The sequence below is a fragment of the Intestinimonas timonensis genome (assembly GCF_900626145.1).
GTDB classification, from domain to species: Bacteria; Bacillota; Clostridia; order Oscillospirales; family Oscillospiraceae; genus Intestinimonas; species Intestinimonas aquisgranensis.
In genome coordinates, this window is the sequence record NZ_LR130817.1 from 1,071,003 (window position 1) to 1,089,143 (window position 18,141).

At 57.0% G+C, this 18,141-nt stretch carries 19 protein-coding genes; 7 read left to right on the top strand and 12 right to left on the bottom strand.

Annotated elements, in window-relative coordinates:
- Positions 1–2 precede the first annotated feature (2 nt).
- Entirely contained in the window at positions 3–476 is a 474-nt protein-coding gene (locus E0E29_RS12040) for a hypothetical protein (protein WP_130850032.1), read from the top strand.
- 66 nt (positions 477–542) lie between these two features.
- On the opposite strand, the gene E0E29_RS12045 is transcribed toward E0E29_RS12040, so the two are convergent.
- Together E0E29_RS12045 and E0E29_RS12050 are read right to left on the bottom strand one after the other, a co-directional pair.
- Positions 543–1,112: a manganese catalase family protein gene (locus E0E29_RS12045; RefSeq protein WP_130850033.1), complete on the bottom strand. Its 570-nt coding sequence runs from the start codon at positions 1,110–1,112 to the stop codon at positions 543–545.
- 1 nt (position 1,113) lies between these two features.
- A complete protein-coding gene (locus E0E29_RS12050; protein ID WP_242622488.1) occupies positions 1,114–1,569 on the bottom strand; it encodes a spore coat protein CotJB in 456 nt (151 codons plus the stop codon).
- Positions 1,570–1,741: 172 nt separating this feature from the next.
- Here E0E29_RS12050 and E0E29_RS12055 point away from each other — a divergent pair, with 172 nt between their 5' ends.
- The 4 genes from E0E29_RS12055 (at position 1,742) to E0E29_RS12070 (ending at position 6,549) form a co-directional block, all read left to right on the top strand.
- On the top strand, positions 1,742–3,118 hold the full coding sequence (locus E0E29_RS12055; protein WP_130850034.1) for an MATE family efflux transporter: 1,377 nt from the start codon (positions 1,742–1,744) through the stop codon (positions 3,116–3,118).
- Between the two features lie 51 nt (positions 3,119–3,169).
- Positions 3,170–3,913 carry an N-acetylmuramoyl-L-alanine amidase gene (locus tag E0E29_RS12060; protein WP_130850035.1) on the top strand — a complete coding sequence of 248 codons (744 nt, stop codon included), beginning with the start codon at positions 3,170–3,172 and terminating at the stop codon, positions 3,911–3,913.
- A 19-nt stretch (positions 3,914–3,932) separates the two neighbouring features.
- Positions 3,933–5,306 carry a DNA repair protein RadA gene (gene radA, locus E0E29_RS12065; RefSeq protein WP_130850036.1) on the top strand — a complete coding sequence of 458 codons (1,374 nt, stop codon included), beginning with the start codon at positions 3,933–3,935 and terminating at the stop codon, positions 5,304–5,306.
- A gap of 175 nt (positions 5,307–5,481) precedes the next feature.
- Positions 5,482–6,549, top strand: a complete 1,068-nt coding sequence (locus E0E29_RS12070; protein WP_130850037.1) for a tyrosine recombinase XerC — start codon at positions 5,482–5,484, stop codon at positions 6,547–6,549.
- Here E0E29_RS12070 and E0E29_RS12075 read toward each other — a convergent pair.
- Entirely contained in the window at positions 6,504–7,043 is a 540-nt protein-coding gene (locus E0E29_RS12075) for an amidase domain-containing protein (protein WP_130850038.1), read from the bottom strand. The genes E0E29_RS12070 and E0E29_RS12075 overlap by 46 nt on opposite strands.
- A gap of 78 nt (positions 7,044–7,121) precedes the next feature.
- On the opposite strand from E0E29_RS12075, the gene E0E29_RS19110 reads away from it, so the two are divergent.
- Entirely contained in the window at positions 7,122–8,480 is a 1,359-nt protein-coding gene (locus E0E29_RS19110; protein WP_341273107.1) for an HAD-IA family hydrolase, read from the top strand.
- Between the two features lie 65 nt (positions 8,481–8,545).
- On the opposite strand, the gene E0E29_RS12090 is transcribed toward E0E29_RS19110, so the two are convergent.
- Together E0E29_RS12090 and fba are read right to left on the bottom strand one after the other, a co-directional pair.
- The gene (locus E0E29_RS12090; protein ID WP_130850039.1) at positions 8,546–9,094 is read right to left on the bottom strand and encodes a hypothetical protein; all 549 of its coding nucleotides are present in this window, start codon (positions 9,092–9,094) and stop codon (positions 8,546–8,548) included.
- Between the two features lie 78 nt (positions 9,095–9,172).
- Positions 9,173–10,141 (bottom strand): class II fructose-1,6-bisphosphate aldolase, encoded by a 969-nt coding sequence (gene fba / locus E0E29_RS12095; RefSeq protein WP_130850040.1) that lies wholly within the window; start codon positions 10,139–10,141, stop codon positions 9,173–9,175.
- A gap of 185 nt (positions 10,142–10,326) precedes the next feature.
- On the opposite strand from fba, the gene E0E29_RS12100 reads away from it, so the two are divergent.
- A complete protein-coding gene (locus tag E0E29_RS12100) occupies positions 10,327–11,571 on the top strand; it encodes a 6-phosphofructokinase (RefSeq protein WP_130850041.1) in 1,245 nt (414 codons plus the stop codon).
- A gap of 51 nt (positions 11,572–11,622) precedes the next feature.
- Here E0E29_RS12100 and E0E29_RS19285 read toward each other — a convergent pair whose 3' ends face one another.
- The 7 genes from E0E29_RS19285 to E0E29_RS12135 all read right to left on the bottom strand — a co-directional run bounded on the left by E0E29_RS19285 (position 11,623) and on the right by E0E29_RS12135 (position 17,996).
- Positions 11,623–11,874: a putative Se/S carrier-like protein gene (locus E0E29_RS19285; protein WP_130850042.1), complete on the bottom strand. Its 252-nt coding sequence runs from the start codon at positions 11,872–11,874 to the stop codon at positions 11,623–11,625.
- Positions 11,871–12,083 carry a sulfurtransferase TusA family protein gene (locus E0E29_RS12110; protein WP_130850043.1) on the bottom strand — a complete coding sequence of 71 codons (213 nt, stop codon included), beginning with the start codon at positions 12,081–12,083 and terminating at the stop codon, positions 11,871–11,873. The genes E0E29_RS19285 and E0E29_RS12110 overlap by 4 nt, the downstream gene beginning before the upstream one ends.
- A complete protein-coding gene (gene yedE, locus E0E29_RS12115; RefSeq protein WP_130850044.1) occupies positions 12,080–13,168 on the bottom strand; it encodes a YedE family putative selenium transporter in 1,089 nt (362 codons plus the stop codon). Before yedE ends, E0E29_RS12110 begins: the two co-directional genes overlap by 4 nt.
- Positions 13,169–13,291: 123 nt before the next feature.
- Positions 13,292–14,209 carry a selenium metabolism-associated LysR family transcriptional regulator gene (locus E0E29_RS12120; RefSeq protein ID WP_165449895.1) on the bottom strand — a complete coding sequence of 306 codons (918 nt, stop codon included), beginning with the start codon at positions 14,207–14,209 and terminating at the stop codon, positions 13,292–13,294.
- Positions 14,210–14,305: 96 nt separating this feature from the next.
- On the bottom strand, positions 14,306–15,286 hold the full coding sequence (locus tag E0E29_RS12125) for an ATP-dependent 6-phosphofructokinase (protein WP_130850046.1): 981 nt from the start codon (positions 15,284–15,286) through the stop codon (positions 14,306–14,308).
- A 20-nt stretch (positions 15,287–15,306) separates the two neighbouring features.
- The gene (gene purB, locus E0E29_RS12130; protein WP_130850047.1) at positions 15,307–16,746 is read right to left on the bottom strand and encodes an adenylosuccinate lyase; all 1,440 of its coding nucleotides are present in this window, start codon (positions 16,744–16,746) and stop codon (positions 15,307–15,309) included.
- 59 nt (positions 16,747–16,805) lie between these two features.
- Positions 16,806–17,996, bottom strand: coding sequence for a pyridoxal phosphate-dependent aminotransferase (locus E0E29_RS12135; protein WP_130850048.1), 1,191 nt, complete (start codon positions 17,994–17,996; stop codon positions 16,806–16,808).
- Between the last annotated feature and the right edge of the window lie 145 nt (positions 17,997–18,141).

The following is an 18,141-nucleotide window of genomic DNA, read 5'->3' on the forward strand; positions in this document are numbered from 1 at the left end:
ATATGTGCGATGAATTCGGAAGCAGCATGGATGTCTCCGGCGATTTGAGTACAGATAATGATGTTTCCTGCGAGGAGAGCGGCATCGATTTTGAATCGGAGGGCATCTTCGACGCGCCCCAGGAAGATATACAGACGGATATCTCCGACGGAGCTGGGGATGACGTGTATGAGGCCAGCAGTCTGGATGAGATCGAGATCCTGGAGGAGAGCGGCGACACCCACACCATTGCGGAGCGGATGGAGGAGCTGTACGGAGAGAACCCTGTGGAGGAGCTGACTCCCGCCCAGGAGGGCCTGAGGGAGTTTGAGGAGAGCGCATCCGAACGGCTGGATGAGATCCAAGAGCATAAAGAGGCTCTGGAGGACCTGAAGTCTGCCTTGCTGGCGGGCGACGCAACCGCTCTGGAGATGTTTGGACTGGAAACGCCGGATACCTCCGAAGAGGAGGGGCACCAGAAGGTGCTGACCCGGTAAGCAGATATATTCAAAAAAAGGGTTCTGAGCTTTGCGCGTTGCAAAGCTCAGAACCCTTTTCATATGTCAGCAGCTCTTGCTTGTCCCGTTCCATCTTGTACGCTTTGTTTCGCCGAAGCGTTGGAAATGGACGATCTCCCGCTCACGAAGGAAACGGATGACATCGTTGACATCGGGGTCGTCGCTGAGGCGCAGGATATTATCGTAAGTGACCCGGGCCTTCTGCTCGGCAGCCATGTTTTCAGTGAGATCGGCGATGACATCGCCCTTCACGCCGATACTGGCAGCATTCCAGGGGGCACCGGAGGCAGCAGTGGGGTAGATGCCCGTGGTATGGTCTACGAAATAGGGGGCGAAGGAGGGGCATTTCCTGACCTCCTCGTCGGTGAGCTCACGAGTGAGCTGATGGACAATGGCGCCGATCATCTCCAGATGGCCCAGCTCCTCAGTGCCGATATCGGTGAGGAGGGCTTTGAGTTCCGGATAGGGCATGGCGTAGCGCTGACTCAGGTAGCGCAGGGAAGCCCCCAGTTCTCCATCCGGACCACCGTACTGGCTGATGATAAAGGAGGCCAGCTTAGGATTTGGATTTTTGATATGCACAGGATATTGCAGCTTTTTTTCATAGGAAAACATGTCAGCCTCTCCCTTCGTCCGAATTCCAAGGCCACGGATCCTTTGGCCAGGTGTAGGTCTTGCTGGCTGCGGCATCGCTCCGCATCACAGGACCGTTGGCGGCGGCGTAAGCGGCACGGGCCTCCTGCTCCATAGCGGTATACTTTTGGAAGAGAGCAAAGGCTTCCCCATCAGAGGGATGGGTATCCAGATAAAGGGCCAGCTCCTGGACCACAAACTCCAGAGCCTGGAGCTGGGTGAGAGGGCTCTCGGCTACGGCGGCAGCGGTCTTTTTTGCCCGGAAGGGAAGGTCCAGACCGGGGTAGAGGGTGCCGCTGCTCAGAGCTTCCATCTGCTCATAACGCTTGGCACCGGTCTGCTGGAACGGCACATAGGGTACTGCCAGGGGCGCACAGGACGGCAGAATGCCGCAGGCATCCCCGCAGGGGATGGGTTCAGTTCCATGTTCAGGATACACGGGATGTTCCTCCTAACTGGATTTTGGCGGCTCCCGCTTTGACGGGAAAACCAGCCATCCCATCCTATGCGCCGGAGATGCACTTGGCCCCTGTTTACTTTTTCAGACCGCCTATGGTATAATGGGGGCCGCTGAATCAGGCGATATAAAAAACCACTTAGGAGAGAGAGATTTGAAGCGTGAAAATGACCTGGGCAGAGACCCCATTCGTTCCCTGGTGCTTCGGGTGGCCCTGCCCTCTATGCTGGCCCAGTTCGTCAGCGTCTTTTACAGCATCGTGGATCGAATGTACATCGGAAATATCCCGGAGATCGGCGACACTGCATTAGCCGGCGTGGGCATCTGTGGCCCTATTGTCACACTGATCGGCGCCTTTGCCTTCCTGGTAGGAGTGGGAGGTGCTCCCCTCATGAGCATCAAGCTGGGTGAAGGTGATCGGGATGCCGCAGAGCGGATCCTGGCCAACTGCTTCCTGATGCTCCTGATTCTCTCGGTAGTACTCACCGGTGTTTCCTTGCTCATTCGGGAAAAACTGTTGATGTGGTTCGGTGCCAGCACTATCACCTTTCCCTATGCAGACGCCTATATTACCATCTATCTCATGGGGACGGTCTTTGCCCTCATGTCCTCAGGACTCAACCAGTTCATTGTCTGCCAGGGTTTTGCCAATGCAGGAATGCGCTCTGTCCTGCTGGGCGCTGTACTCAACATCATTCTGGACCCCATCTTCATCTTCCTGTTGGATATGGGGGTCAGTGGAGCCGCTCTGGCCACAGTGCTTTCCCAAATGGCCTCATGCATTTATGTACTTCTTTTCCTCTTCGGCCACCGTCCGCCGGTACGTATTACGTTCGGTGGATACCGCTTCAAGACAGTCCGGTCTGTCCTGACCGTTGGTCTGACCTCCTTTATCATTATTGCTATGGATAATGTGATGATCATTGCCATGAACACCCTGCTCCAACGCTATGGAGGAGCAGGTGAGGGGGATATGCTGGTCACCTGCGCCACCATCATGCAGAGTTTTATGCTGATGATCACGATGCCTTTGAGCGGTATCACCGGAGGAACGCAGAGTATTTTGGGGTTTAACTATGGCGCAAACCGTCCTGACCGGGTATTAGGGGCACAAAAGTATATTGCCTTGCTTTGCGTCACCTTTACTACAATCTTCTTTTTGGTCGCCCAACTGATCCCGCAGTCCTTTGTCCTCATTTTTACCCGAGATCCCGACTACGTGGCCACCGCGTCTCAAGCCATCCGTATCTTTACCCTGGGTATCATTCCTATGGGACTCCAGTACACCATTGTGGACGGTTTCACTGGCATGGGCGTGGTGCGTGCCTCGCTGCCTCTGTCTTTCTGGCGGAAGGGAATCTACTTTGTGAGCCTTTTCGTGCTGCCCGCCCTCTTCGGTGCCCAGGCCGTCTTTTTCTCCGGACCTATCGCCGACTTTGGCGGTGCTGCTGTCTCAGTACTGGTGTACCTGCTGACCATCAAACGCATTCTGGGCCAGCGCGCCGCTGCCGTCGCCGTGAAGCCCGCCTGACGCATGCCTTCACTCTTCCAGGCATAAACTGCCGGGAGGGGGTGACCTTTTATGAGGACCGGAAATAAAAGCCCGTGCAAATGGAAGAAAAGCGTAGCCATCGGCGTAGTGGCGCTTTTGGTGGTCGGTACCAGTTTGTGCCTTCTGTGGCGGACACCATCCGTCATACCCACGCTGGCCGGTCCGTCCCAGCTCCAGGGTGCCACAGTGGTCATCGATGCCGGACACGGCGGAGAAGATGGAGGTGCCGTTTCACCTTCCGGCACTGTGGAGAGTGGCATCAACCTGGAGATCGCCCTGCGGTTGGATGCTGTTCTGGGGCTTTACGGCACAGACACTGTGTTGTTGCGCACCGAGGACGTATCCCTCCACGATCCGGATGCCCAGACCCTGCGGGAGAAAAAGGCCTCTGATCTGCGCAATCGAACAGAGCGGGTGGAGGCTATCCCCAATGCTCTGCTGGTGAGTATCCACCAAAATACCTATACCGGCAGCGGCCGCTATCATGGTGCACAGGTCTTTTATGCCGATGCGGAAAGCAGTGAGGCCCTGGCCCGACATGCCCAGGAGATCCTGCGCCAAGCCCTGGACCCTCAAAATACCAGACAGGCCGCCAAACTTCCAGGTGCTGTCTACCTGATGGACCATATCACCTGTCCCGCTATTCTGGTGGAATGTGGATTTTTGTCCAATCCTGAGGAAGACGCGCTGCTGCGCACCGCTGGATACCAGACCAAGCTGGCCGCTGCTCTGGCCAGTGCTCTTTTGTCACCCATCCCTGAGGAGGGGACATAGAAAGGGAAGTGGACCAATTTTGAAGTCGAAAACCGTTTTTTACTGTACGGAATGTGGAAATGAGACCCCAAAATGGGTAGGGAAGTGTCCTGCCTGCGGTAGTTGGAACACCGTGGTGGAGCAGCCCGCAGAGCCAAAGAAGCGCTCCGCTTCGGCCCAGGCCAGAAGTGTCGTCCGGGGTGTGCCGCTGAACCGCCCAAAGCCCATCCGGGAGGTGGAGACCACCGACGAGCTCCGGTTCCAGACCGGCCTGAGCGAGCTGGACCGGGTGCTGGGCGGGGGAGCGGTCCAGGGCTCTCTGGTGCTGGTGGGCGGCGCTCCCGGCATCGGCAAGTCCACCCTGATGCTCCAGATCTGCCAGAGTCTGTGCCAGAGCTCCAAGGTGCTCTACGTTTCCGGCGAGGAGTCGGAGCGGCAAATCAAGCTCCGGGCCGATCGCCTGGGCGTGGAAAGCGACGAACTCTACCTGCTGGCCGAGACCGACCTGGAGGATATCATGGAATCGGTGGCTGAGCTGCGGCCCGATGTGCTCATCGTGGACTCCATCCAGACCATGTACCACGGGGAGAACACCAGCGCCCCGGGCAGTGTTGCCCAGGTGAAGGAGTGTACCATGGCCCTCATGCAGCTGGCAAAAGGGCAGGGGATCACCGTTTTCGTCATTGGACATGTGAACAAAGAGGGCTCTATCGCCGGTCCCAAGGTGCTCGAGCACATGGTGGACTGCGTGCTCTACTTCGAAGGGGAGCCCCACATGTCCTACCGTATCCTGCGGGCGGCAAAAAATCGTTTTGGTGCTACCAATGAGATTGGCGTCTTTGAGATGGCTGACAGCGGTCTCACACAGGTTCCTAACCCGTCGGAGACTCTGCTGGCTGGGCGGCCACTGGACACCCCGGGGACGTGTGTCACTTGCGTCATGGAGGGCGTACGGCCTATTCTGGCCGAGGTCCAGGCTCTGCTGGCGCCCAGCGGCTACGGCAACGCCCGTCGGACCAGCAACGGCTTTGACTACAACCGAGCCATGCTGCTCCTGGCAGTATTGGAAAAGCGGGGCGGACTCATGATCAGTGGCTGTGACGCCTATATCAACGTCATCGGCGGCCTGAGTCTGGACGAGCCCGCCGCCGATCTGGCGGCCATCATCGCCATGGCGTCCAGCTTCCGGGACAAGAGTGTGCCGGGCAGTCTGGCGGCCATTGGTGAGGTGGGTTTGACCGGCGAGCTACGATCTGTGAGCGCTCTGGGTCAGCGGCTCAGCGAAGTACGCCGACTGGGATTCACGCAATGTCTGATCCCGGCCAGGAACAGCGCACGGTTCCAAGAGCCGGACGGTCTGCAGCTCATCCGGGTAAAAAACATCCGGGAAGCTCTGGCAGCTGTTTTGGCCTGAGACAAGCGTCAAAATGTATTTAATATAATTTATATAGTTGTAACGTACGAAACAACCAATTACAAAATCGCAGTATCAGGCCCAGGAGGCCGAAAAGTCTCCTGGGCCATTTAACGAAAGGGGGGTCTATTCTCTACTCAACAAAATAAAAATTTTGTTGAGTTGGAGGGAGGCTATGGACCGAAATGACGATAAATTGGATGCGCCCAAGCTGCTGCGGGACTTTCTGGTCTACCATGAGACCATCCAGGGACATTCCAAGAAAACTGCGGATGAATACTACCTGGACCTGCGCAATTTCTTCCGCTACATCAAACTGGAGCGCGGCTTGGCGCCCCGGACCGCCGAGCTGGACCAGATCTCCATCGACGACCTGGATCTGGACCTGGCTCGCTCTGTGACCCTCAGCGACGTGTACAGCTATATGAGCTACCTCAGCCGTGACCGGGTCAAGCACGCCAATAGCCCCTCCTCCGGTTACGGTCTGGAGCCATCCGCCCGGGCTCGGAAGATCGCCGCCATCCGCTCCTTTTATAAATATCTTTCCAGCAAGGCCAAGCTCATCAGCGAAAATCCCATGCAGGACCTGGATGCTCCCAGGCTGAAGAAATCCTTGCCTCGCTACCTGACTCTGGACGAGAGTATCCAGCTTCTGGAAGCCGTGGACGAGCCCAACCGGGCTCGGGATTATTGTATCTTGACGCTGTTTCTCAACTGCGGCCTGCGGATCTCAGAGCTGGTGGGGCTCAACCTCACCGACGTGCGTGAAGAGCAGCTGCGGGTGCTGGGCAAAGGCAATAAGGAGCGGATGATCTTCCTCAATGGCGCCTGTCGGGCAGCTCTGGACGATTGGCTGGCCGAGCGCAGCCAGAGTGCTGCAGTGGATCGGAATGCTCTCTTCCTGACCCGCCGCCACACCCGTATGACTACCGATGCCGTTCACTACATGGTCAAGCAGCGACTGAAAAAAGCCGGACTGGACGCGTCCCTTTACTCAAGCCACAAGCTCCGCCACACGGCGGCCACTCTGATGCTTCAAAACGGCGTGGATGTGCGTACCCTCCAGGAGGTCCTTGGCCACGAGAACCTGAACACAACCCAGATCTATACCCACGTGGACAACGCTGAACTGCGCATGGCGGCCAGCGCCACACCACTGTCCAAGGTTCGGAGGAAAAAACAGAATCAGTCTGGCGGTCAGGGCATGAGCGAGCCAGGTGGAGGCGCAAACTCTGGCGGATAGGCGCCTAAAATGTGGAGATACCGGATTTCTTCAAAAAAATAGGTGCTCAGCGGTCGGAAGTCGGCATCATAGCTGTGAGCGGCCACCAGGATGTTCTCCAAAGTGGGTGGATTACCCACCTCCACTACCACCGGAGTGTGGCCGAAAGTGGTACCTCGAAAGCGCAGCTGGACAAAATCTGCAGGCTCGATGCCGTCGATCGTGGTCTCCACCCCGAAGGGTCCCCTGCTCTCCTCCTGCCGGGTAATGAAATTGTAGAAATAAGGGACACCTGTCCAGGATGGCGATTTCTGGTTGGCATCGATGTAGTACCACCCATAGGTGGGCGTGAGATTCATAATGCCGGTACCGGCATACAGGCACTGGGAGGCAAAGTTGGTACAATCTCCTCCCAGATTTTCATAATCATAATAGGCCGGGTTCCGGCTGTACGCCCAACGGTGGGCATATCTGAGGGCGGCCTCCCGATCGTATGGGAGTACAGGCAGAGGCATGACATCTCACCCTTTCAAATTGCTGCACCATCCTATGCGCCTTCTAATGTTTAGGCCACAACAAAGGAGAATGAGAACATGATGCGCTATGAAGCAGTGATATTTGACCTGGACGGTACCCTGCTGGACACCTTGGGCGATCTGGCAGCCAGTACCAATCGGGCCCTGGACCACTTCGGTCTGCCCCAGCGCTCCCTGGAGGAGGTCCGGCAGTTTGTTGGCAACGGCGTGGAAAAGCTCATCCGTCGTGCGGTCCCGACAGGCACCAGTGAAACACGAATTCTGGATTGCCTGGACTGGTTCAAGAAGGACTACATGTTACATATGAGGGATCAAACCGCCCCCTATGTTGGCATCCTTTCGTTGCTCAGAGCCCTGCGGGACAATGGCTGTAAAGTAGCAGTGGTATCCAATAAATTTGACGGTGCGGTGAAGGAGCTCTGTCTGGAGCATTTTGGGGACCTCCTCCCTGTCGCCATCGGTGAACGTCCCGGTGCACAGAAAAAACCCGCCCGGGACCTGGTGGACCTGTGCATCGCTGAGTTGGACGTCAGTCCAGACCAGTGCGTCTATGTGGGAGACTCTGACGTGGACATCCAGACGGCAGCCAATGCTGGTCTCCCCTGCCTGTCGGTGTCTTGGGGTTTCCGGAGTCGGGATTTCCTGCTGGAAAACGGCGCTACCGTCATCGTGGACACTCCGGAAGCGCTGTTCGACCAGCTACATACCTCACCCACAAGAAAGAGCGAAGAAAGTCTCGCCTGTCTTTTTTCCGTGCCCCTGTCGTTCTCGACGCACCTGACTAAGTGGGAGGATAGCCAGCTTCCAGATAAATATGACCACAATGCCTTCAAATATGTGGGGCAGCCTTCGGTGGAGGAATTCCAAAAAGCCATGACATACCAGAGAGAAAAGGGAGCAAACTTTGTAAAATTAGAGGGCCGTCTCCCCCTGGAGAATCCCTTTGGGATGGAGGAGGACGTCTCTCTGACCATGGTGCTCAGTGCCGAGACTGACCACCACGCCTGGAAAACGGCTCCCGATGTAGTGCTGAGGGCTCCCGACACCCCTCAATTGGAATCGCTGGAGCGAAAGCATTACGGCGCGTTGTACGGCGAAAGTTTTACAGTACGGAATGTCCGACGGCTACACGAACGGGTGTGCTACCATGGTGCATACCTGGATGGTGCGCTGGTGGGTGTCTGCTTCACTTATTCTACAGATGGATATACGTGTATCGACGGTCTCCTCGTAGACCGAGAGCACCGGCACCGGTTTATTGCGACCACCCTGCTCCAGGACGTTGTGGAAACCGCCCGCAAGCGCGGCAACCAGGTCTTTCTCCATGCAGATGCCTATGATACACCCAAAGATATGTATGCAGCTATGGGCTTCGCAGTGGAAGACAGACTATACGAATACCTTTATCATTTCTGATATAGGATCCCGCGTATAAAAAACGGGCAGCAGATATCATCTGCTGCCCGTTTTTTCTTGATTCTTCATCGAACGAGACGCCGGATCTCCTCCTCCGGCATGCTCCAGGAAAGGAATTCCATCAGAGTCTCCTTGGGATGTGCTTCCTCCGGCTGAGATGCGGAAGCATCCTCCCGGGCCTCCGCCGTCCCATAGCGGTAGGTGGACCAGTTGGGATTGAGCCAATGGCCGTTGCCGACGGCAGTGATATAGAGCTCCTCCAAAAGGAAATCCATGGCTGTGAGGAGGGTCCGTTGATCCATCTGAGCAAGCTCCCGCAATTCGCCGGTCTCCAGTCCGCCTGGAACGCCCTGCAGAAGTCCATAGAGACGTTCCGCCGGCTCCGGCATCGGCCTCTGGTATCTGCACTGCTTGAGCAGGTGGTAGACCCTGGGCGATAGATAGACCGTGCGCTTCCGGTAGACCTTGCTCAGAAAGAGCTCCTTCTTCTCGATCAGCTCCACGGCGTCGGCCCAGGAACAGCCGATATCCTCCAGGCAGCGCAGATTGGCATCGGTGTTGCAGGCCAAAATGCCTGTAGCGTCCAGATATGCTTTCAGTTGGGCCGCGCTCATGGCGTCCTCCTCCTTGTTCGGTAGTAAAGAAAGGGGGAGGCGCAGCGCGCCTCCCTCCTTTTACGTTTGAAAGATGGATCAGGCCTTGCCGTCACAGCCCAGCACGTCCACGATCTTGTGGGCCACCAGAGCCTTGATGTTGGCACGGGCGGGCTTGAGGTACTCACGGGGATCGAACTTGTCGGGATGCTCGTTGAAGAACTGACGGATGGTACCAGTCATGGCCAGGCGCAGATCGGAGTCGATGTTGATCTTACACACGGACATGGAGGCAGCCTTGCGGAGCTGCTCCTCAGGGATACCGACGGCATCAGGCATCTTGCCGCCATTCTCGTTGATCATCTTCACATAGTCCTGAGGCACGCTGGAAGAGCCATGGAGCACGATGGGGAAGCCAGGCAGACGCTTGGAAACCTCCTCCAGCACATCGAAGCGCAGCGGAGGGGGAACCAGAACGCCCTTCTCATTGCGGGTGCACTGGTCAGCGGTGAACTTGTAGGCGCCGTGGCTGGTGCCGATGGCGATGGCCAGGGAGTCGCAGCCGGTCTTGGAGACGAACTCCTCGACCTCCTCGGGGCGGGTATAGGAAGCAGCGTGGGCAGCCACCTTGACCTCGTCCTCTATGCCGGCCAGGGTGCCCAGCTCGGCCTCCACAACCACGCCGTGATCGTGGGCGTACTCGACCACCTTCTTGGTGATCTCGATGTTCTCCTCAAAGGGCTTGGAGGAGGCATCGATCATAACAGAGGTGAAACCACCATCGATGCAGGACTTACAGGTCTCGAAGTCGGGACCGTGGTCCAGGTGGAGCACGATGGGGATATTGGGGCACTCGATCACGGCGGCCTCCACCAGCTTCACCAGATAGGTGTGGTTGGCGTAGGCACGGGCGCCCTTGGAAACCTGGAGGATCAGGGGGGCGTTCAGGTCGCGGGCGGCCTCAGTGATGCCCTGCACGATCTCCATGTTGTTAACGTTGAACGCGCCGATGGCATAACCACCGTTGTAGGCCTTCTCGAACATTTCCTTAGAAGTGACCAGAGGCATACGTCTCATCTCCTTAAATTATTCTTCAGGGAAAGAGGAAGCACTCCCCTTCTCTTTTCATCATTGATTTTACCAGCAATAGTTGATAAATGCAAGAGGGTATGATATGATATTCGAGCAGAGATCGCTTTCACATGAAAGTTTTTTCAAGAAAGCAGATAAAATTCATGATTGGAGGACCAAACATGAGCGAACTTAGAGGAGCATGTATCATCGGTCAGTCCGGCGGTCCCACGTCGGTCATCAACGCCAGCGCCCAGGGTGCCATCCAGGCTGCCCTGAAGGCAGACTGCATCACCCGGGTGCTGGGCGCCGCCCACGGCATCAAGGGTGTTTTGGATGACAAGCTTTACGACATGGGTCAGGAGGATCCCGCTGAGCTGGAGCTGCTCCAGAACACCCCCTCCTCCGCCCTGGGTTCCTGCCGCTATAAGCTGGCTGACCCCGACAAGGACGACACCGACTATCAGCGCATCCTGGAGATCTTTAAAAAGTACGACGTCCGCTACTTCTTCTACAACGGCGGCAATGACTCCATGGACACCTGCAACAAGATCTCCAAGTATATGCAGAAGGTTGGCTATGAGTGCCGCATCATGGGCATTCCCAAGACCATCGACAACGACCTCAACGGCACCGACCACTGCCCCGGCTTTGCCAGCGCCGCCAAGTATATCGCTACCTCCTGCGCCGAGGTGTGGCAGGACGCCCACGTCTATGACACCGGCATGGTGACCGTGATCGAGATCATGGGCCGTCACGCTGGCTGGCTGGCTGGCTCTGCCGCTCTGGCCTCTCTCACCGGCTGTGGTCCTGACCTCCTCTACCTGCCCGAGGTGGACTTTGACATGGACCAGTTTGTCAAGGATGTCACCGATATCTACAACAAGACCGGTAAATGCCTGGTGGCTGTGTCCGAGGGCATTCACTATGCCGACGGCCGCTTCGTTTCTGAGGCCGAGACCTCTGCCACTGACGGCTTTGGCCACGCCCAGCTGGGCGGCCTGGCTGTGAAGCTGGCCGACATCATCAAGCAGAAGACCGGTGCCAAGGTCCGCGGCATCGAGCTCTCCCTCCTCCAGCGGTGCGGTGCTCACCTGGCTTCCCACGTGGATGTGGAAGAGGCCAAGATGGCCGGCCGTGTGGCCGTGGAGTCCGCTGTTGCCGGCAACACCGACAAGATGGTGGCCTTCTCCTGCACCCGTGAGGGCGGCAAGTACACCTGTGAGCCTGTCCTCCAGCCTCTGGACATCGTGGCCAACTTCGAGAAGAAGGTGCCCCGCGAGTGGATTAACGCAGCCGGCAACGGTGTGGAGCAGCCCTTCATCGACTACGCTCTGCCCCTCATTCAGGGTGAGCCTGACCGTCCCAAGGAGAACGCTCTCCCCCGTTTTGCCCGCCTGAAGAAGGTCCTTACCACTGATATGTAATCGGAATTGGAAAATGGCGCTCTGCATGATGCAGAGCGCCATTTTTATTTTTTATAAGTTTGCATCGTCACACCAGAGAAGCCGGTATTTCCCTGCTGCTTGAACCTCGTAGAGGGCCTCGGCATCGGTGTCCAGAAGCTCCCTGTGGTCTACCTCTCCCTCATAGCCAACACATGTGCCACATGAGGAACTCAGCACCCGAGGAACGGGCATCATCTGTGCCTCACATCCGGCCTTTCGGAGTCGCTTCCAGCTCACCTGCGCACTGAGGTGGGTGTAAAAGGTTGCTATATAGGTATTCATGATTTCCGCGTGAGCACCAGGGTATATTCGTCGTCATCAGCCGGCCGGACCTCTACCTCATAACCATTGTTACCGGCGAACCGGGTGACGTTCTCCACAGAACAGGGGTTATCCAACAGCACTTCCAGTTCCTGAGGAGCACCATCTTTCACCGCCTTCTGAACCATGACCACCGGCATAGGGCAGGCATACCCTCTGGCATCGATCATACTTTCTCCTCCTTATGCAGATTGACAAACGAAATGACTCCCAGCAGCACCAGACAAACCACCACACCGATGCGTCCGGCCGTTCCGACCCCGCCGGTGACAAGTACGTTGTCAGCCATAGCATCAGCATTGCCGGCCATTCCGAAGTTGTGAGACAGAGCAGCGCCCACTATCATTCCCAGGACGGTGACGGCGCTGTCGCCGTTGCCCTCCCCTGCCAGAATGAGCTGCCTCAGAGGGCAGCCGCCCAACAGGATAGAGCCCCAGCCGGCGGCCGTCATGCCCAGAAAGCTCCAGAGATAGTCGTGATGGGCCACTGGTTGAACCGCTAGCCCCGGCTGGAAGGCACCCCGCAGGAGATTCCCCACTAACACCACCAAAAAAATGGCGACAAAGCCACTGAGCAGGTGGAAATCCCGGAAAAGCACCATGTCACGGATGCCGCCGGCCATACACAGGCGGCTCTTCTGTGCCAGAGCGCCACAGACCAGTCCAGCACACAGGGCGATAGCCCAAAAGGCGTGACTTGCACCAGGGCCCTCCTGAGAGAACTTCAGCAGTCCAGGGGCAATCAGCAGCAGGAGCAGCAGACCAACCATAAAGCCGGGCAGAACAAAGCCCTCCGCTTTCTTAACTTTATAGGCCCGTCCCAGAGAGAAGCCTTTTTTCAGGCAGACAACACCGACCAGAATGCCGGCCACAAAGCCAATGAGACCCGCGATGGCGGTCACATCACCGCCACCCAGCCGCAGAACCATCCGTAAAGGGCATCCTAGAAAAGCCAACGCGCCCACCATGACAATACCGCCCAGCAAAAAACGCAGGGCGGGCGTGGAACCAGCCCTGGCCTTGAATTCGCCGCCGGCCAAGGCCATGATGGTGGCTCCCATCACCAGACCAATGATCTCGGGACGAATGTACTGGACCTTTGCCGCACTGTGGAGTCCCAATGCACCGGAGATGTCCCGGAGAAAGCAGGCAATACAGAAGCCCATGTTACCTGGATTGCCCAGCATGGTCAGCACCAGAGCCGCCAGACCCACCACAGCGCCGGTGCAGATCACCAGCCAGTTGATTTTTTTCATACGTTCCTCACTCTCTTCGCAATTCTTTTTTGAGAATAACGCTAAATTCATTATAACGACTGTATTTGAAAATAGCCAATCGTTTTTTATGCGAAGAAGTGGTATTTTCATCGTTAAAATCGATTATTTCAGACGCTCCCAAGCTCCTTCCCGAATGAAGCGGCAAAAGCGCTCTTCCAGATCCGTAAGAATATGATCCTGGCAGATCACCAGATACAGATTGCGGCAGCAGCTCTCTTCCTCCAGTTCAAAGGAGAGTAGACTCCCCTGCTCCAGCCGAGCCCGCGCTGCCAGCGCAGAGCAGACCGATACACCGAGACCATCGGCCACAGCGCCCAAAATGGCATCCGGCTGATCGATCTGTGCCACCACATAGAGGGACCCCAGGTCCATCCCGATCTGCTCCAGATAGGCGTCAAAGCGTTGTTGGGTACCAGAACCGGCTTCCCGGCACAGTATGGGTTCCCCCAGCAATTCTCTTCCAAGCACTCCTTGCTCCTGCATGGTGCGAAATCGAGGCGTATTTGCGGTAATGAGTACCAGTTTGTCCTGGAGCACCGGCTCGTAGAGAAAATGCTCCGGGTCCAGAGCCGCACCGGCAAAACCAAGACCCACACTTCCCTCTTCCAGCAGCCTGTGGACCTGGTCACTGTCCCCTTTCCGGAGTCGGAATCTGCATCCCGGATGTTGCCTAGAAAAGTCTGCCATCAGTCCGGGAAGCAGGCACTGGGCTGGTACCGTTGAAGCCGCCATGTGAAGAGTCTCCCCATCTGCACGAGGCCGGACAATTCCCTCCAGGGTACGGCAGCGGTTCAGGATTTCACGTGCAACTGGAAGTGCCGCCTCTCCCTGCCATGTGAGACAGACCTGGCGACGGGAACTGCGCTGGAAAAGTGGTCCTCCCAAGGTGCGCTCCAATGCCTGGATATGAGCACTGACGGTAGATTGGGTCAGGTAAAGCACCTGAGCGGCCCGGGTGAAGCTGCCCAGTCTGGCCACAGTGACAAAGACCTCAAGCTGCTTGAGACTGAACTCCAACATGGCAACCATCTCTCCTTCCAAACAAAAAACGGCGGATAGGACCTGTCCGGTCCCATCCGCCGCCGTGTCATCCGATGTTGTCTCGGTCCCGGAAGCTCACTCTACCCCAGTGAGTGTACGCATGACGGTATAGGTCTGCTCATCCAGTCCCTTTTTCATCTTTAGGGCTTCGGTGATATCATAATCGACATAAGTATCGCCCTGGACACAGACAACACGGTTGGTCTTGCCCTCGGCCAGCAGGCGGACAGCCTCATAGCCCATGTAGGTGGCCGCTACCCGGTCCCGGGCAGTGGGCGCACCGCCACGCTGCACGTGGCCCAGCACCGTCACCCTGGTATCCAGCGCTGTGGCCTCGGTGATTTTCTTGGCCACATCATAGGCACTGCCCACACCCTCAGCCACGATGACCATAAAATGGGTCCGACCGCCCAGCCGGGCAGTGCGGATAGGTTCGATGACATCCCGCTCAAAGTCGATCTCACGCTCCGGTACCAGCACACAGGTAGCCCCACAAGCCACACCTACATACATGGCAAGGTGTCCGGCATGGCGGCCCATAACCTCCACCACCGAGCACCGCTCATGGGACTGCATGGTGTCCCGGAGCTTATCGATGGAGTCCAATGCAGTATTGCAGGCGGTGTCAAAGCCGATGGTGTAGGTAGAGCAGGCAATGTCATTGTCGATGGTGCCGGGCACACCCACCACGGCCACGCCACGGCGGGAGAGCTCCAGAAGTCCACGGAAGGTACCGTCGCCGCCGATACCTACGACACCTTCCAGGCCAAGGAGTTTGCAGGTAGCCACAGCCTTTTCCTGACCTGCCTCTCCACGGAAGTCCTCGCTGCGGGCCGAGTAGAGCATGGTGCCGCCCCGGCGGCTCAGACCACTGACGCTCTCGAAATCCAGGGGTACGAAATCTCCATGGACCAGGCCGTTATAGCCCCGGCGAATGCCGATGCACTCGATGCCCATATGGATAGAGGTACGGACTACGGAACGGATGACGGCGTTCATGCCGGGGGCATCGCCGCCACTGGTGAAGACGCCGATCCGGCGCACTGCATTAGCCATAAGAGTATTCCCCTTTCTAATCAAACCTTCAATTCCACATCACTGCCCTGAAGCGCTTCTGGATACTTGGCCAGAACAGGAGCGATTTCCTGCTGAAGGAACTCCGTCACCTGCTCCGGGCACCGTCCAATGTAGCGCTCCGGCTCCAGGTGGGCGGTGAGCTCCTCACGGCTCATGTTGAAGAGGGGATCCTCCGCAATGAGGTCAATGAGGTTATTGGTAAGGCCAAGATCCTTTACATTCTTTCCGGCCTCCTGAGAGAGGACACGGATACGCTCATGGAGCTGCTGGCGGTCACCGCCGCGCTTCACCGCATCCATCATGATGTTCTCGCTGGCCATAAAGGGCAGCTCTTCCATGATGTGCCGGCGGATCACCTTCTCGTGGACCACCAGTCCGGCACAGACATTTTCATAGATATTGAGAATGGCATCCACCGCAAGGAAAGCCTCCGGGATGGAGATGCGCTTGTTGGCGGAATCGTCCAGGGTACGCTCGAACCACTGGGTGGCAGAAGTGATAGCAGGGTTCTGGGCGTCCACCATCACATATCTGGCCAGGGAGCAGATCCGCTCACAGCGCATGGGATTGCGCTTGTAGGGCATGGCGGAAGAGCCGATCTGGTTCTTCTCAAAGGGCTCCTCCACCTCCTTGAGGTGGCACAGCAGTCGCATGTCGGTGGCGAACTTGCTTGCAGACTGGGCAATACCGGAGAGGGTGGCCAGCACATTGGCGTCCATCTTCCGGGAATAGGTCTGTCCACTCACGGGCGCAACAGCTGTAAAGCCCATTTCCTTTGCAATCTTTTCCTCCAGCAGCTTGACCTTCTCGTGGTCGCCGTCAAAAAGCTCCAGAAAACTGGCCTGGGTGCCGGTGGTGCCCTTGGAGCCCAAAAGCTTCAGGGTGGAGATGCGATACTCTACCTCTTCCAGATCCATGAGCAGGTCATTCATCCACAGAGAGGCCCGCTTCCCTACCGTCACCAGCTGCGCCGGCTGAAAGTGTGTAAATCCAAGTGTAGGCAATGCTTTATACTTGTCAGCAAAAGCGGACAGAGTGTGAAGGACCCGCACCAGTTTGTTCCGGATGAGGAGGAGTCCCTCACGCATAAGGATGACATCAGTGTTGTCTCCCACATAGCAGCTGGTGGCACCAAGGTGGATAATAGGCATGGCCTTGGGACACTGGGCACCGTAGGCATGGACATGTGCCATGACATCGTGACGGAGCTTCTTCTCCTCGACAGCAGCCACATCATAGTTGATGTCGTTGATATGGCTCTCCAGTTCGGCCACCTGCCCCGCTGTCACAGGCAGCCCCAGTTCCATTTCGGCCCGGGCAAGCGCCACCCAGAGACGGCGCCAAGTGGTGAATTTCTTGTCGGCGGAGAAAAGGTAAAGCATTTCATCACTGGCATAGCGGGAAGAAAGGGGACTTTCGTAGCGATTTGTCTGGCCCATGGGCCATCCCTCCGATCGTAATTCTCGTTTGTGTGCCCATCAGGGGCGGAATACTGGTGTCACTCTGCCAGGAATTTTTCCAGCCGATCCAATCCAGCGTCGATATTCTCCATCGAGGTGGCATAGGACCAGCGAACAAAGTCAGGCGCACCGAAGCCGGTACAGGGCACTGTGGCAACCAGACCGTACTTGAGGAAGGCGTCGGCAAAGTCGTCGGCATCGTGGATGGTCACGCCATGAATGGTCTTGCCAAGAAGTTCCTTCAGATTCATCATCACATAGAAGGCACCCTCCGGCTTGAGACAGCTCACACCGGGAATGGCATTCATGCGCTCTACCAAGTGGTTTCGGCGCTGTTCAAAGGCCTTGCGCATCTCCTCCACTTTCTCCTGAGGGCCACCCAGAGCCACAGCGGCCGCCTTCTGGGCGATGGAACAAGGAGCGCCGGTAGAATGGCTGAGGTAGTTGGACATGACCTTGGAAATGTGATCGGGAGCCGCGGCGTAGCCGACACGCCAGCCAGTCATGGCGTAGGACTTAGAGACGCCATTGATGATGATGGTCCGCTCCTTTACATCCTCTCCCAAAGCGGCAATGCTGGTAAAAGTTTGTCCATCGTACACAAGGCGATAGTAGATTTCATCGGCGACAATGTAAAGGTCCTTTTCCACACACACGTCAGCCAGAGCGCGAAGCTCCTCCCTGCTGTACACCATGCCGGTGGGATTGGAGGGGTTATTGAGGATGATTGCTTTGGTCTTCGGGGTGACGGCAGCCGCAAGCTGCTCCGGCGTGATTTTGAAACCAGCGGACTCCTCTGCGGTAATGATGACGGGGACCGCACCCAGCATGCGAACCATCTCAAAATAGGTCACCCAGAAGGGCGCCGGGATGATGACCTCGTCGCCCGGATCCACCAGCGCATGGAGCGCACCGTAGAGAGCATGCTTAGCGCCGCTGGCCATCACGATCTGAGCCGGGACATAATCCAGGCCGCAGTCTTCTTTCAAACGGATGCAGGCCGCCTTGCGCAGCTCAAGGATACCGGCAGTGGGAGTATAACAGGTGAAATTGTCCCGAATGGCGGCGTAACCCGCCTCTTTGATGTTATCCGGCGTGTGGAAATCGGGCTCTCCAGCGCCGAATCCAATCACATCGATACCGTCGGCCTTCATCTGTTTGAACATGGCATCGATGGCCAGTGTAGTGGAGGCCCGTACGGTAGATGCGATCTGTGACAATTCTTTCATGACTGACTCCTCCCAATCCAGTTGCATCTCAACTGGAAACATTATAAAGTGACCGCTTTGGAATTGCAAGGGCTCTGGGAAAAAAGGCCACACATGGCGCAGGCGCCCGCCGTCCGAAAAGCGGACGTGGGCGCCATAATGGGTA